We start from the raw sequence: 12675 nt of genomic DNA, 5'->3' as shown, positions 1-12675 counted from the left end.
GCGGTATGCGGTCACCCGAGTACGGTTCCACCATGGCAGCCGTCGATGACCACGCCCCAGAGGATGGCTTCACCGTGGTGCGCCACGGTTTCGACCGCGGCGAGGTCAGACAGCGCGTGGCCGAGCTGAACGCCGCGGTCGAGCGCATCGCGTCGGAACGCGACGAGGCGACGGCGCAGGTCGCGGAGCTGCGCGGCGAGCTGGAGATCGCGCGCCGGGAGATCGCGGCGCTGACCGAACGCCTCGACAGCCAGGCCGACGAGGAGAGCGCCGCCCGCATGCTCGCGGTCGCGAAGTCGCAGGCAGCGGAGGTCAAGGCACGCGCGAAGGCGGCGGCGGAGGAGACGTGGGCGGCGGCCGAGAAGGCGTCGGCGGAGGTCCGCGACCACTACCGCCAGATGCTGCGCGCGCTGGAGGAACAGCACGCGGAGCTGAACCGCACGCACAAGACGATGCTCGCGTCGGCCAGGGCGCAGACGGAGAAGATGACCACCGACGCGGAACGCCGCCAGGAGGCCATCGACAAGTCGGCGGAACGCGACCGGATCCGCATCGACCGCGAGTTCTCGGAGTCGATGACCGCCAAGCGCGAGGCGCTGCGCCGCGAGCTGGAGAAGGCGAAGACGGACACCGACCGCGAGGTGACGGCCAGGCTCGCCGCGGCCGACGAGGAGGCCCGCCGCCGGGTCGACGCGGTGACCGTGCAGGTCAAGAAGCTGACGTCGGTCCGCGAGCAGCTGAGCGGCAGGCTCCGGGAGACCAAGGAGCTGCTGGACCTGAGCACGTCCCTGATGGAACCGGTCGACGGCGAGGCGGAGGCCGACCTCCCACCGGAGCCGGAGAAGGACAAGCGCGCCGTCCCACCGCAACGGTTGCCCGCGAAGCGCTGACGAGCCCCGGCTCACGCCATCCCGTACACCCGGTCGACCGGGATCCGCACCACCAACCGCTGGTCGGCGACCATCGCGGTCCGGTACTCGTCCCAGTCGGGGTGCTCCCCCGCGATGGCGCGGTACACGGCCACCAGCTCGTCCACCGTGGCGTCGTCCACCGCCGTCGCGACCGGGGTCAGCTGCGCGGTCCCCTCCGCCACGGCGTACGACCGGAAGTCCGGCGCGCACACGTAGAAACTGGCCCGCGGATCACGCGACAGGTTCCTGGTCTTGGCCCGGCCCGCGGTCACCGACATCCGCACGACGCCGTCCGCGAACGTGTAGCTCACGTTCGACAGCTGCGGACGGCCGTCGCGCTTCAGCGTGGTCAGTACGCCCTGGTTCCGCTCCGCCAGCAGCGCACGCAGTCGATCATCCATGTCCCCCATCGTGCAACCTCCACCGCACCTGAGATCAAGCGGCACGGGCGGCGACCGACGCGCACGTCTCGAGAATGAGCGCCGCGACCTGCTCCGGCGCGTCGATCATCGGGACATGACCGGCGCCGTGCAGCCACACGTGCCGTGCCCGCGGCAGGAGGGACGCCGCCCGGCGTGCTTGCCGGGGCCACAGGATGCGGTCGCGGGTCCCCCATGCCACGGTCAGCGGCACGGTCGGCGCGGGCGAGTTGTACGTGTAGTCCCGGCCGGCCGCCGCCACCAGGTCGAAGGCCGCCGCGCCCACCATCGACGCGAGGTCGGCCAGCATGATCTCGGCGGTCATCCGCGACGGGTGGCCGTAGAGCACGCAGCCCGCCGCCATCCGGAACAGGCGGTTGCGGATCAGCGGCGTCAGCAGCCACGACGGCGTCCGTCCGCTCCGCCTGATCATCGTCAGCACCCGCAGCGCCCACGCCCGGTCGCGGGCCGTCCAGAACCCGGCCGGGGCGAGCGCCGTCGCCGACGACACCAGGCCGCGGGAGGCCAGCTCGATGCTGATCACGGCGCCGAGCGAGTTGCCTGCCACGTGCGGGCGGCCGAGCCCCATGTCCTCGAAGATGTCGGCGCACGCCTGCACCGCGCTGGGCATGTCGTACCCGCGGCCCTCCGGCAGCAGCGGCGACCTGCCGAACCCGGGCAGGTCGACCGCGATCACGTCGTGCCGCTCGGCCAGGGTGTCGATCACCGGCTCCCACGCCTGCCAGCGGTGCCCGATGCCGTGGAGCAGCACCAGCGGGTCGCCCTTGCCGCGCCGCTCGAACGCCACCTCGATCGGTTGCCGGGCCATGCGCCACCTCCACGTTGAGTGTTACCGCGATTAACAGTAACTCAGTACTCGTCGTGGAGTCGCCACCAACTTCCCGGGGCGTCGGTCCCGCGGCCGGACTCCTCCCACGCCTCCTGCCTGCCGAACGGGGTCAGGTCCAGGTAGCGCAGGGTGCCGACCAGCAGGTCCCCGCCGCGCCCGGTGGTGTAGTAGGTCCGGTACACGTCGTCCCCGTCGCGCAGGAACACGCTCACCCCGAACCCGCGGCCCGCGCCGCAGTCCGCCGTGAAGGTCGAGCCGTACGTCGAGTACCAGGGCACGGTCCAGCCCATCCGGTCCCGGAACGGCTCGCTCTCCGCGAGCGGCGCGGGCGCGGTGACCACGAGCGTCACGTCGCGGTCGTTCAGCGCCTCGTGGTGCACCGGCATGTTGTCCACCAGGAACGCGCAGCCGGAACAGCGGTGCGGGTCGCCGGGGAACATCATGTAGTGGTACGTGATCAGCTGGCGGCGGCCGGCGAACAGGTCGGGCAGGCTCGCCTCGCCGTCGGCGGAGCGGAACACGTACGAGGTGTCCCACCGGACCATCGGCAGGCGGCGGCGCGCGGCGTTCACCTTGTCCAGCTCGCGGAGCGCGGCCTTCTCCCGCACCAGCAGGTCCTCCCGCGCCGCCGCCCACTCCTCGGGCGTCACGACCTGGGGCAGCGCGGCGCTCACGACCGCAGCCACTCGGGCATGGCGGCCGGGAACCGCGTCTGGAAGTCCACGACCGCGGCCCAGTCCGGGCGGACCGCGACGCGCTCCATGACCACGTCCCGCGACCGCAGCTCGGCGAAGTACGCGTCCGCCGCGGCCTCGGGCATGCCCGCGCGCATGTACGTCTCGTACTCCGGGACCACGCCGCGCACCTCGGTGACCACGGCGTCGCCGCGCAGGAGCAGCACCTCGGGTGGTTGCTCGTCGGTGTCCAGCGTGAGCGCCACCCTGGGGCGGGCACGCAGTGCGCGGCCGCGGGCGGACGGCGCGAACCCGCCCATCACGATCTCCTCGCCGGTCCAGTGGAACTGCACGGGGACGACGCGCGGGGTGCTGTCGAGCGCCACGTACGCCAGGCGCAGCGGGCCGGCCGCGGCGAGCCTGCGCCGGGCGATGTCGGTGTCGAGCAGGCGGAGGTCGCCCTGCTCCAGTGTGGTCGTCATGCGGTGCTCTCCTTGAGGTGTGCCGCGAGGTCGGTGAAGCACTCCTGCCAGCCGCCCACGTGGCTGTCGCGTTCGGCGACCGTGCGGAAGATCGCCTGGTGGAAGGTCATCTCGGTCTTGCCGTCGCGGTCGGAGAACGTGACGGTGACGAGCGTGTCGTGCTCGCGCGTGCCCGCCGGCTCCTCCCACGAGAAGCTGAACACCAGCCGCTCCGGCGGCACGATCTCCTGGTAGACGCCGCTGGCCCAGTGCTCGGCCGTGCCGTCGGTGATGCAGGTCCGCCACCGGCCGCCCTCCTCGAGGCGGACCGTGCAGGACGAGGCGTGGAAGCCCGCCGGGCCCCACCACCGCGCGAGGTGGTCCGGGTTCGTCCACGCCGCGAACACGAGCTCGCGCGGCGCGTCGAACAGCCGGGTGATCGTCAGGTCGGTCATCGGTCCTTCCCCTGCAGTCCACGGAGGTGGTCGTCCAGCCGGTCGAAGCTGTCCTCCCAGAACCGGCGGTACTCGGCCAGCCAGCCGGTCGCCTCCTTCAGCGGACCGGCCTCGAGCCGGCACGGCCGCCACTGCGCGGTGCGGGTGCGCGAGATCAGCCCCGCGTGCTCGAGGACCTTCAGGTGCTTCGAGACCGCGGGCAGGCTGATCGCGAACGGCTCGGCCAGCTCGGTGACCGTCGCCTCGCCGTCCGCGAGCCGCGCGAGGATGGCCCGCCGGGTGGGGTCCGCCAGGGCGGCGAACGTACTGCTCAACTGGTCCACTTCTGTTCAACCTTCTGGTTAATTAACCAACAGGTTGAACATACCTCCGCCGTCAAGTCCCGGGGTTAGCGCTTTCCTGGTCGCGGAACGCGATCGTCCATGTGTCCACCGTGTCCACACACGGCCTCACCTGCAAAGATGCAAACGTTCCCACAAAAAGCGCGCGAAATGTGAGCACACTGCGTATCAGCGCAATTGCAGGGAGTCGCGAGAAACGGGCGAGAAAGGTGAGAAACGCTGTGCCCCCGACCGGATTCGAACCGGCACTCCACCCCTTTTAAGGGGGCTGCCTCTGCCAGTTGGGCTACGGGGGCAGCCGCAGCCTAGGACGTGATCACACGGCTACGGAGGGGTTTTCGGAAAATCCTTCCGCTGGCCCAATCCGGGATACGCCAGTTGGCGCTACCCCGGCCGGCCGGGGTAAGGCTACCTGGCGGTGTCCACCGAAATCGCGCTGATCAGCTCCGTGACACGCGATCGAACTCGGCCCGCGGATTGTTGATCTGGCCCATCGAGATGACCTCGCGGCGTAACAGTCCACTCAGTAACCAGTCGGCTACCACGCGGAATTTCCGGTTGAACGTGGGGACCCGCGCGACGTGATAGCCGCGGTGCATGCCCCACGCGATGAAGCCCTTGGCCTTCACGTTGTAGACGTCCGCGACGCCCTTGTGCAGGCCGAGGCTCGCCACCGAGCCCACATTCTTGTGGAAGTAATCGACCGGCTGCTTGTCACGCAACACGGCCACGATGTTCTTCGCCATCCGGTTCGCCTGGCGGACCGCGTGCTGCGCGTTCGGGGCGCACAGCGCGGTCGGGTCCTCGTCGGCGCGCGACAGGTCCGGCACGGCCGCGTTGTCGCCCGCGGTCCACACGTCCGGCAGGCCCTCGACCTGCAGCGTCGGCGTCGCCTTGAGCCGGCCCCGCTCGTCGAGCGGGAGGTCCGAAGTGGCCAGCACGGGGTTGGCCTTCACGCCCGCGGTCCACACGATCGTGTCACTGTCGAACTCGGTGCCGTCGGAGAGCACCACGTGCCCGTTCTCGAACGACTTCGCCAGCGTGGACAGGTAGACCTCGATGCCGCGCTTCTCCAGCTGCAGCACCGTGTAGACGCCGAGGCTCTCGCGGACCTCGGGCAGGATCCGGCCCGCCGCCTCGACGAGCACCCACCGCAGGTCCGACGGCTCGATGTTCTCGTAGTACCTGGTCGCGAACCGGGCCATGTCCTCGAGCTCGGCCAGCGCCTCGATGCCCGCGAACCCGCCGCCGACGAACGTGAACGTCAGCAGCTTGCGGCGCAGCTCCTGGTCCACTGTGCTCGCCGCCGCGTCCAGCTTGGACATGACGTGGTTGCGCAGGAAGATCGCCTCGCCGATGGTCTTGAACGCGATGCCCTGCTCCGCGAGGCCGGGGATCGGCATCAGGCGCGCGACCGACCCGAGCGCGACCACGAGCACGTCGTACTCGACCTGCTCGTGGTGCCCGTCCGGCGCCTCGATCTCCACGCACTTGTCCGCGTGCGAGATCTTCGTGACCCGCGCGGTGAGCACGTGGCAGCGCTTGAGCGTCTTGCGCAGCGGCACGACCACGTGGCGCGGCTCGATCGCACCGGCGGCGGCCTCGGGCAGGAACGGCTGGTACGTCATGTGCGGCTGCGGGTCGATGACCGTCACGGACGCCTCGTTGCCCTTGAGCTTCCGCTGGAGACCCAGAGCCGTGTACAGGCCGACGTACCCGCCGCCCAATATCACGATCCGCTTCGGTTGCGAAAGTCCTCGCGCCATATCTCCATGGTGTCATCCTGGTCCGCGAAAAGCCCGGCGGGCCACCTGTGACAGTCCTCGCTGTGGTGCCCCGCACACCTACGTCACCCGCTGGAACCACACGACGAGCAGCGCGACCCCGGCCAGCCCGGCCAGCGCGAGCACCTCCACCACCGGCTGGGTCCGGCCGTCCGGCAGCAGCGCGAGCACGACGGCCACCACCGCCGTCACGGCCTGGATCACCACGAACCGCAGCCCCGTCGACCGCAGCGCGGCGGGGTGCACGCGGCCGGACGCGGGCACCACGCCCGCGATCCCGCACGCCACGTGGAACAGGTGCACCAGCGGCACCGTGATCAGCACCTCGGCACGCAGCGGGTCGCCGCCCGCGAGTGCGAGCAGCACCGCGGCCACCACGACCACGGCCGCCGGTGCCGGCGACGCCGGCGCGTAGGCCGACGCCAGCACGGCGGGCGCCAGCACGAAGAACGTGCCGGTCGTGGTGCCCTCGGACAGCGGAAGCAGCACGATCGCCGCACCGACCACCAGGATCACCACGCGCAGCAGCCAGGCGGGGACGCCCCTGCCGACGACGAGTGCGTCCGCCTTCACCGCCGCCGCCCCCTGAGCCGCCGCAGGATCGCCGCGAGCTGCCCGCCGCCGTCCCACGGGACCACCACGACCCCGTGCTCCTCCAGGGCACGCAGCCGCATCCGGTGCTCGGCACGCAGGATCGACACCACACTCGTGCCCCACGGCGTCGTGCGGTCCGCCGCCAGTTCGGCGGGCAGCAGGTCGACGGCGAGCACCAGCCGGTCGCGGCGGGCGAGCCGGACGGTCAGGTCCACCAGCAGATCGTCGAGGAACGGCGACAGCACCACGACCGTCGCGCCCGGCGGCACCTGCGTGTGGTTGAGCACCGGGTCGCCGCTGCCCGCGACGCGGCGGGCGGCGTGCACGAGCTGGTGGCGGATCCGCTGCAGCTGCCGGTGCCCGGACCCGGCGGGCACGCCGCCGCGCGGGTGGCCGAGGTCGACGAGCCCGACGCGGTCGCCGTGCCGCAGGTGCGCCGCCGCGATCGAACTGGCCGCCCGCACGCCGAGGTCGAGGCTGCCGCCCTTGCGGACGTCCATGCCGACCGGTTCGGCGTTCCAGTCGCCGACGTCGCGGCCCACGTCGAGGCGCGTGTCCAGCGCCAGCACCAGGTCGGCGTCGGCCTCCGCGTGCCGTTCGCGGACGTGCAGCGTGCCGGGCACGAGCGTGCCGCCCGCCGCGGCCGACGCCCGCAGCGACACCCGCCAGTCCACGCGCCGCAGCCGGTCACCGGACTGGAACGGGCGGATGTCCCGCAGCTCCATGCCGTCGCCGGGCCTGCGTGCCCGGTGCGCGCCGACCAGCCCGGCCGCGCGCGGCGGCAGCGGGCCCGGCGTCAGCGGTTCGATGGGTGGCAGGACCGTGTGCTGCGCGGCGACGCCGACGACCGGGCCGTACACGTGCAGGCCGTCGTGGCTCGCGAACAGGTGGTCGGGCCGCAGGTAGATGCCGTGGCCCCAGGCGTTCCACTCGACCTTCGTGCGCACCTCGCCGTCGCTGGCGGGCAGCAGGTGCACCGGGCCGACGCCCGGGGTGGCGGGCAGCGGCATGCGCAACGCCATCAGCACGGCGTCGTTGCCGGGCCGGACGGTCACGGCGACCACCGCGTCGCCGCCCGCGTCGACCGTGTCGGCGCTGGCCGTCGAGACGACCGACGGGTCGCCGGACGGGGTACGCGTGAGCAGCAGGCTGATCACCAGCGGCAGCCCGATCAGCGCCAGCTCGACCCGGTGCATGACGAGCCCGGCGAGCATCAGGCCGACCCCGCACACGAGCGCGCGGACCAGCGCGTCGGTGCGCCGCCACCCCTCGTTCCGCGCGGCGCGCCGGGCCTTGAGCCACGCGACGGCCTTGGGCTCGCGGGGCCGAGGGGGCGCCCCGGTGGTCACGCCGGTTCCGGCCGCGTGGTGGCCGGGCCGGGGACCTGACCGAGGAGCTCGGTCACGACCTGCGTGGTGGTGACCCCGCTGCTCCAGGTCTCCGGCCGCAGCGTCAGCCGGTGCGCGAGCGCGGCGACCGCGCACTCCTTCACGTCCTCCGGCAGCACGTACTCGCGGCCGTCCAGCACCGCGAGGGCCCTGCCCACCAGCAGCAACGCCTGCGAGCCGCGTGGTGAGGCGCCGACCTCGACCGCCCGGTGCGTGCGGGTGGCACCCGCGAGGTCGACGCAGTAGCGGAGCACGTCGTCGTCGACGTCGACCCGTTCGAGCGCGGCCTGCAGGTCGGCGAGCCGGGCCGCGTCGATGACCGGCGCCAGCACCGTCTCCTCGCGCTGCCGGGCGATGCGCCGCCGCAGCACCTCGGCCTCCTCCTCGGCGGGCGGATAGCCGATGTCCAGGCGCAGCAGGAACCGGTCGAGCTGCGCCTCCGGCAGCGGGTAGGTGCCCTCGTACTCGACCGGGTTGGCGGTGGCGAGCACGTGGAACGGGCGGGGCAGGCCGAACGTGCGGCCCTCGACGGTGACCTGCTTCTCCTGCATGGCCTCCAGCAGCGCGGCCTGCGTCTTCGGCGGCGTGCGGTTGATCTCGTCGGCGAGCAGCAGGCCGGCGAACACCGGGCCCTCGCGGAAGCTGAACTCGCGCTCGGCCGGGTCGTACACGAACGAGCCGGTGATGTCCGCGGGCTGCAGGTCGGGCGTGCACTGGATGCGCTTGAACGCCAGGCCGAGCGCCTGGGCGAGGCTGCGTGCCATCAGCGTCTTGCCGAGGCCGGGGACGTCCTCGAACAGCACGTGCCCGCCGGCGAGCACGGCCGCGAGCGCGAGCCGCAACGTCCGGTCCCGGCCGACGACGACCGTGCCGACGGCGCTCAGCACCGCGTCGGCCTCGCCGCGGATGTCGGTGGTGGTCAGCGTGGTCACAGGTCCTCCAGGCGCCGCATCAGCGCGGCGAACGTCTTCGGCGGTGGCAGTTGGGCGTCCGGTGCGGTGAGCAGCCGGTGCAGGTCGGCGCCCAGCCGTTCCTTGGCCGCGGGGGTGTGCAGGTCGGGGCCCAGCACGGACTGCGCGACCCGGCGCAGGCGCGGCTGGACCCGGGAGGTGAAGCGGTACTGGTCGAGCGCGGACCGCTCCAGGCGTTCGGTGAGGAACGTGGCGTGCAGGGTGACGCTGGCGGACGGCGGGTCGGGTTCCGCGGTCCAGTCGGCGTCGAAGGTGCCCGCGAGCAGGCAGCCCGCGAACGTGAGCGCGGCGGCGGGCAGCGCCATCAGCAGCGCCCAGCCCAGCGGCACGGTCATCCCGTACATCGCGGCCGCGGTGACGGCGGCGGCCACCACGACGGCGAAGACCAGTGCGCGGCGCAGCGTCATCGGATGGTGGCCAGGATCTGCTCGAGCGCGGCCCTGGCACGGGCGGCGCTGCCCGCGTCGACGCCGGTGGCGCTGAAGCGGGCGCGCTGGTAGAGCGTGCGCAGCTCGCGCAGCGCCGCCTCGTCGGCGCGCTCGTCCGCCAGCAGGGCGACGGTGAACTCGGTGGCCGTCTGGTGGGGTTCGCGGGTGTGCTCGGTGGCGTTCTCGAGGGTCACCCAGGCCGCGATCACCGCGTCCCCCGGCGCCCCGCCGTCCCGCGCGAGCAGGTCCCGCGCCTGCTCGACGGCGTCCTTGAGGCGGAGCCGCGGCACGGTGTCGACGGTGCCCTCGACGGCCTCGACCACCTGCCCGACCCCGAGCCGGCGGCGGCCGCGCAGGAAGCTCAGCACCGACAGGGTCACGGCCAGCACGCACATGACGACCAGCAACCCGACGACGATCTTCGCCACGAGGTCGGGGTCCACGTCGACGGCGGGCGTCCCGTGCGCCCCGACGTTGCCCGGCGAGAGCAGCACCCCGGGCAGCCCGCGCTCCAGCTGGATGTCGTTGAGCTCGCTGGGCACGGGCGAACTCCCCCGCGCCGCGACCACCACGAGCAGCAACGACGCGGCGGCGGCGAACAGCAGGGCCGTCCGGTTACCCCCCATGGCGGACAAGCATGCCGGACCGGCACGACCCCGGGAACCGCCCTTGTTCGGATCGATACCTACGGCCGCCACCCAGCGACGGCGTCGAGGTGCGCGGCGGTCAGCCCCACCACCGGGTCGACGGGCACGAGCAGCGTGGGCAGGTCCCGCCGCGCCAGGAACCGCTCCCGCGCACCGGCCCGCAACGCGAAGTCGTCGTCGAACCAGGCCAGCGCCCGCCCGTAGGCGAACCGCCCGACGGCGGCGAACTTCCACTCGGCCCCGGTGTCGGCGTGCGGCCCGGCGAAGGTCACGACCGGCAGCGCCGGCAACCCGATGGCGGCGCCCACCAGGCGGTTCGCGTCGTCACCCCAGCTGGTCGCCCAGACCAGCTCGAACCCGGTCCGCTCCGCGAGCGCGCGGAGCGCGGGCCCGTGCGCCGCCGACAGCCAGGCCTTCCTGCGCCGCCACCGGTGCTCGACGTACCCCGGCGGGCACCGGGCCGCCGCCCACGGGTTCAGCACCCCGTCGATGTCGAGGAACAGCAGACCGCTCACGGTTCCCCGGCCGCGATCTCCTTCGCCGCTGTCAGGACGGCTTCCACCATCGCCGGGGTGAGCTTGCCGGTGAACGTGTTCTGCTGGCTGACGTGGTAGCAGCCCAGCAGCGTGAGCGGCGCGGGCCCCTCCAACGGCACCCTCACCCCGTGCCCGAACTTCGGCCTCGGCACCGGGATGTGCCAGCCGGCCGCGGACAGCACCGGCAGCAGCGCCTGCCACCCGAACGCGCCCAGCACCACGATCACCCGCAGCGTCGGCGCCAGCAGCGACAGCTCCTCGGCGAGCCACGGCCTGCAGTTGTCGCGCTCGGCCGGGGTCGGCTTGTTCTCCGGCGGCGCGCACTTCACCGGCGCCGTGATCCGCACCCCGTACAGCTCCAGCCCGTCGTCGATGTGCGTCGACGTCGGCTGGGACGCGAGGCCCACCGCGTGCAGCGCGGCGTAGAGGACGTCACCCGATCGGTCACCGGTGAACATGCGGCCCGTGCGGTTGGCGCCGTGGGCCGCGGGCGCGAGACCGACGATCGCGATCGACGCGTCCGCCGGGCCGAAGCCGGGGACCGGGCGGCCCCAGTAGTCCCAGTCCGCGAAGGACGCGCGCTTCACGCGGGCCACCTCCTCGCGCCACGCGACGAGGCGCGGGCACCGGCGGCAGGTGGTGACGCGGTGATCCAAATCGGCGAGATCGGGCACGGCGTCCAGCGTAGGGTGCGGCCATGGCAGACACTCAGGACGAGGAGCGCACTCCGCCGGAACCGTCCGACGACCTCGTCACCACTTCGCACACGCTGTCCACCGGCCGCGGCAAGCTCGACTACACGGCCACGACGGGCCGCGTCGTGCTGCGCAAGGAGGTGCTCACCGACGGCAAGTTCGACGGGCACCTGCCCAAGGCCGAGGTGTTCCTCACCGCGTACACCCTGGACGACGCCGACCCCGCCACCCGGCCGGTGACGTTCGCGTTCAACGGCGGGCCCGGCTCGTCCAGCGTCTGGCTGCACCTGGGCCTGTTCGGCCCGCGCCGCGTGGTCTCCGGGGACGCCGGCGCGCTCGAGCCGCCGCCGTACGGGCTGACCGACAACGCCGAGTCGCTGCTGGAGCACAGCGACCTGGTGTTCATCGACCCGGTCGGCACCGGCTACTCGCGGGCCACCAAGAGCGAGAAACCGGCCGACCACCACGGTTTCGAGGCCGACATCGAGTCCGTCGGCGAGGTGATCCGCCTGTGGACGACCCGCAACGGCCGCTGGCTGTCGCCGAAGTTCGTCGCCGGTGAGTCGTACGGCACGACCCGTGCGGGTGGGCTGGCGCAGCACCTGCAGCAGCGGCACGGGATGTACCTCAACGGGCTCATCCTCATCTCCGCCGTGCTGGACTTCGGTTCGCTGGACTTCACCACCGGCAACGACCTGCCGTACGTGACGTTCCTGCCGACGTACGCCGCGATCGCGCACTACCACGGCCTGCACGGCGACCGCACGCTCGCCGACGTGCTCGCCGACGCGGAGGAGTTCGCGCACCGCGACTACCCGTGGGCGCTGGCGCAGGGCAGCCGTCTGTCCGAAGAGGACCGCGCGACGACGGTCGCCCGCTTCGCCGCGCTGACCGGGCTTTCCGAGGACTACGTCGACCGCGTCGACATGCGCGTCGAGCACGTCCGCTTCTACACCGAGTTGCTGCGCAACCGCCGCCAGGTCGTCGGCAGGCTCGACGGCCGGTTCACCGGCTGGGACCCGGACTACGGCCGCGAGCACTGGGAGGACGACCCGTCGTTCACCGCGTTGACGGGTGCGTACACGGCCGCGTTCAACCACTACGTGCGCACGGAGCTGGAGTACCCGAACGACCTCCCGTACGAGGTGCTGAGCCACTCCACGCACGAGGCGTGGTCGTACAAGGAGTTCGAGAACTCCCACGTGACGGTGACCGACAAGCTCGGCGCCGCGATGCGGGCCAACCCGTACCTCAAGGTGCACGTGGCGTCGGGCTACCACGACGGCGCGACACCGTACTTCGCGACCGAGCACGTGCTGGCCCACCTGCAGTTGCCCGCCGAGCTGCGCGCCAACATCGAGGTGGCGTACTACGAGGCGGGCCACATGATGTACGCCCACGAACCGTCCCGGCTCAAGCAGTCGAACGACATCGCGGAGTTCATCCGCACGGCGTCCAACCGCTGACCCCGGCCCCTCGCGAGTCGCGCTCTCGCGCACATCGAGTTGTCGGTTTCGTGCA

Annotated in this window: 16 protein-coding genes and 1 tRNA gene; 2 read left to right on the top strand and 15 right to left on the bottom strand. The window is 72.4% G+C overall.

The annotated features are described in order from the left end of the window. Positions 1–32: 32 nt before the first annotated feature. Positions 33–890: a hypothetical protein gene (locus ACYQ77_RS37275; protein ID WP_459720407.1), complete on the top strand. Its 858-nt coding sequence runs from the start codon at positions 33–35 to the stop codon at positions 888–890. Between the two features lie 11 nt (positions 891–901). Here the strand turns inward: ACYQ77_RS37275 and ACYQ77_RS37270 are convergent, their stop codons facing one another. The 15 genes from ACYQ77_RS37270 to ACYQ77_RS37200 form a co-directional block, all read right to left on the bottom strand. Further along, the gene (locus ACYQ77_RS37270; RefSeq protein ID WP_459720405.1) at positions 902–1321 is read right to left on the bottom strand and encodes a PPOX class F420-dependent oxidoreductase; all 420 of its coding nucleotides are present in this window, start codon (positions 1319–1321) and stop codon (positions 902–904) included. Positions 1322–1346: 25 nt separating this feature from the next. Further along, positions 1347–2159, bottom strand: a complete 813-nt coding sequence (locus ACYQ77_RS37265) for an alpha/beta fold hydrolase (RefSeq protein ID WP_459720402.1) — start codon at positions 2157–2159, stop codon at positions 1347–1349. Positions 2160–2200: 41 nt separating this feature from the next. Next, on the bottom strand, positions 2201–2854 hold the full coding sequence (locus ACYQ77_RS37260; RefSeq protein WP_459720629.1) for a DUF899 domain-containing protein: 654 nt from the start codon (positions 2852–2854) through the stop codon (positions 2201–2203). Continuing rightward, the gene (locus tag ACYQ77_RS37255; RefSeq protein WP_459720400.1) at positions 2851–3336 is read right to left on the bottom strand and encodes a pyridoxamine 5'-phosphate oxidase family protein; all 486 of its coding nucleotides are present in this window, start codon (positions 3334–3336) and stop codon (positions 2851–2853) included. Before ACYQ77_RS37255 ends, ACYQ77_RS37260 begins: the two co-directional genes overlap by 4 nt. Then, positions 3333–3770, bottom strand: coding sequence for an SRPBCC family protein (locus tag ACYQ77_RS37250; protein WP_459720397.1), 438 nt, complete (start codon positions 3768–3770; stop codon positions 3333–3335). The genes ACYQ77_RS37255 and ACYQ77_RS37250 overlap by 4 nt, the downstream gene beginning before the upstream one ends. Beyond that, complete coding sequence (locus ACYQ77_RS37245) at positions 3767–4093, bottom strand: ArsR/SmtB family transcription factor (RefSeq protein ID WP_459720396.1); 327 nt, start codon at positions 4091–4093, stop codon at positions 3767–3769. Before ACYQ77_RS37245 ends, ACYQ77_RS37250 begins: the two co-directional genes overlap by 4 nt. A gap of 240 nt (positions 4094–4333) precedes the next feature. Then, a tRNA-Leu gene (locus ACYQ77_RS37240) sits at positions 4334–4407 on the bottom strand. Between the two features lie 144 nt (positions 4408–4551). Next, entirely contained in the window at positions 4552–5877 is a 1326-nt protein-coding gene (locus tag ACYQ77_RS37235) for an NAD(P)/FAD-dependent oxidoreductase (RefSeq protein ID WP_459720393.1), read from the bottom strand. A 78-nt stretch (positions 5878–5955) separates the two neighbouring features. Further along, positions 5956–6468, bottom strand: coding sequence for a hypothetical protein (locus tag ACYQ77_RS37230; RefSeq protein ID WP_459720391.1), 513 nt, complete (start codon positions 6466–6468; stop codon positions 5956–5958). Continuing rightward, complete coding sequence (locus tag ACYQ77_RS37225; RefSeq protein WP_459720389.1) at positions 6465–7838, bottom strand: DUF58 domain-containing protein; 1374 nt, start codon at positions 7836–7838, stop codon at positions 6465–6467. Before ACYQ77_RS37225 ends, ACYQ77_RS37230 begins: the two co-directional genes overlap by 4 nt. After that, entirely contained in the window at positions 7835–8809 is a 975-nt protein-coding gene (locus tag ACYQ77_RS37220) for an AAA family ATPase (RefSeq protein ID WP_459720386.1), read from the bottom strand. Before ACYQ77_RS37220 ends, ACYQ77_RS37225 begins: the two co-directional genes overlap by 4 nt. Then, entirely contained in the window at positions 8806–9255 is a 450-nt protein-coding gene (locus ACYQ77_RS37215) for a hypothetical protein (RefSeq protein ID WP_459720383.1), read from the bottom strand. Before ACYQ77_RS37215 ends, ACYQ77_RS37220 begins: the two co-directional genes overlap by 4 nt. Next, positions 9252–9902 (bottom strand): DUF4129 domain-containing protein, encoded by a 651-nt coding sequence (locus ACYQ77_RS37210; RefSeq protein ID WP_459720380.1) that lies wholly within the window; start codon positions 9900–9902, stop codon positions 9252–9254. The genes ACYQ77_RS37215 and ACYQ77_RS37210 overlap by 4 nt, the downstream gene beginning before the upstream one ends. Positions 9903–9961: 59 nt before the next feature. Next, a complete protein-coding gene (locus ACYQ77_RS37205) occupies positions 9962–10438 on the bottom strand; it encodes an HAD domain-containing protein (protein ID WP_459720377.1) in 477 nt (158 codons plus the stop codon). Further along, a complete protein-coding gene (locus ACYQ77_RS37200; RefSeq protein ID WP_459720374.1) occupies positions 10435–11133 on the bottom strand; it encodes a uracil-DNA glycosylase in 699 nt (232 codons plus the stop codon). Before ACYQ77_RS37200 ends, ACYQ77_RS37205 begins: the two co-directional genes overlap by 4 nt. A gap of 23 nt (positions 11134–11156) precedes the next feature. Here ACYQ77_RS37200 and ACYQ77_RS37195 point away from each other — a divergent pair, with 23 nt between their 5' ends. Beyond that, a complete protein-coding gene (locus tag ACYQ77_RS37195; RefSeq protein ID WP_459720371.1) occupies positions 11157–12620 on the top strand; it encodes a S10 family peptidase in 1464 nt (487 codons plus the stop codon). The last annotated feature ends 55 nt before the right edge of the window (positions 12621–12675 follow it).

Source organism: Actinophytocola sp. KF-1 (assembly GCF_054661535.1).
This window is presented reverse-complemented; position numbering and strand designations above follow the sequence as displayed.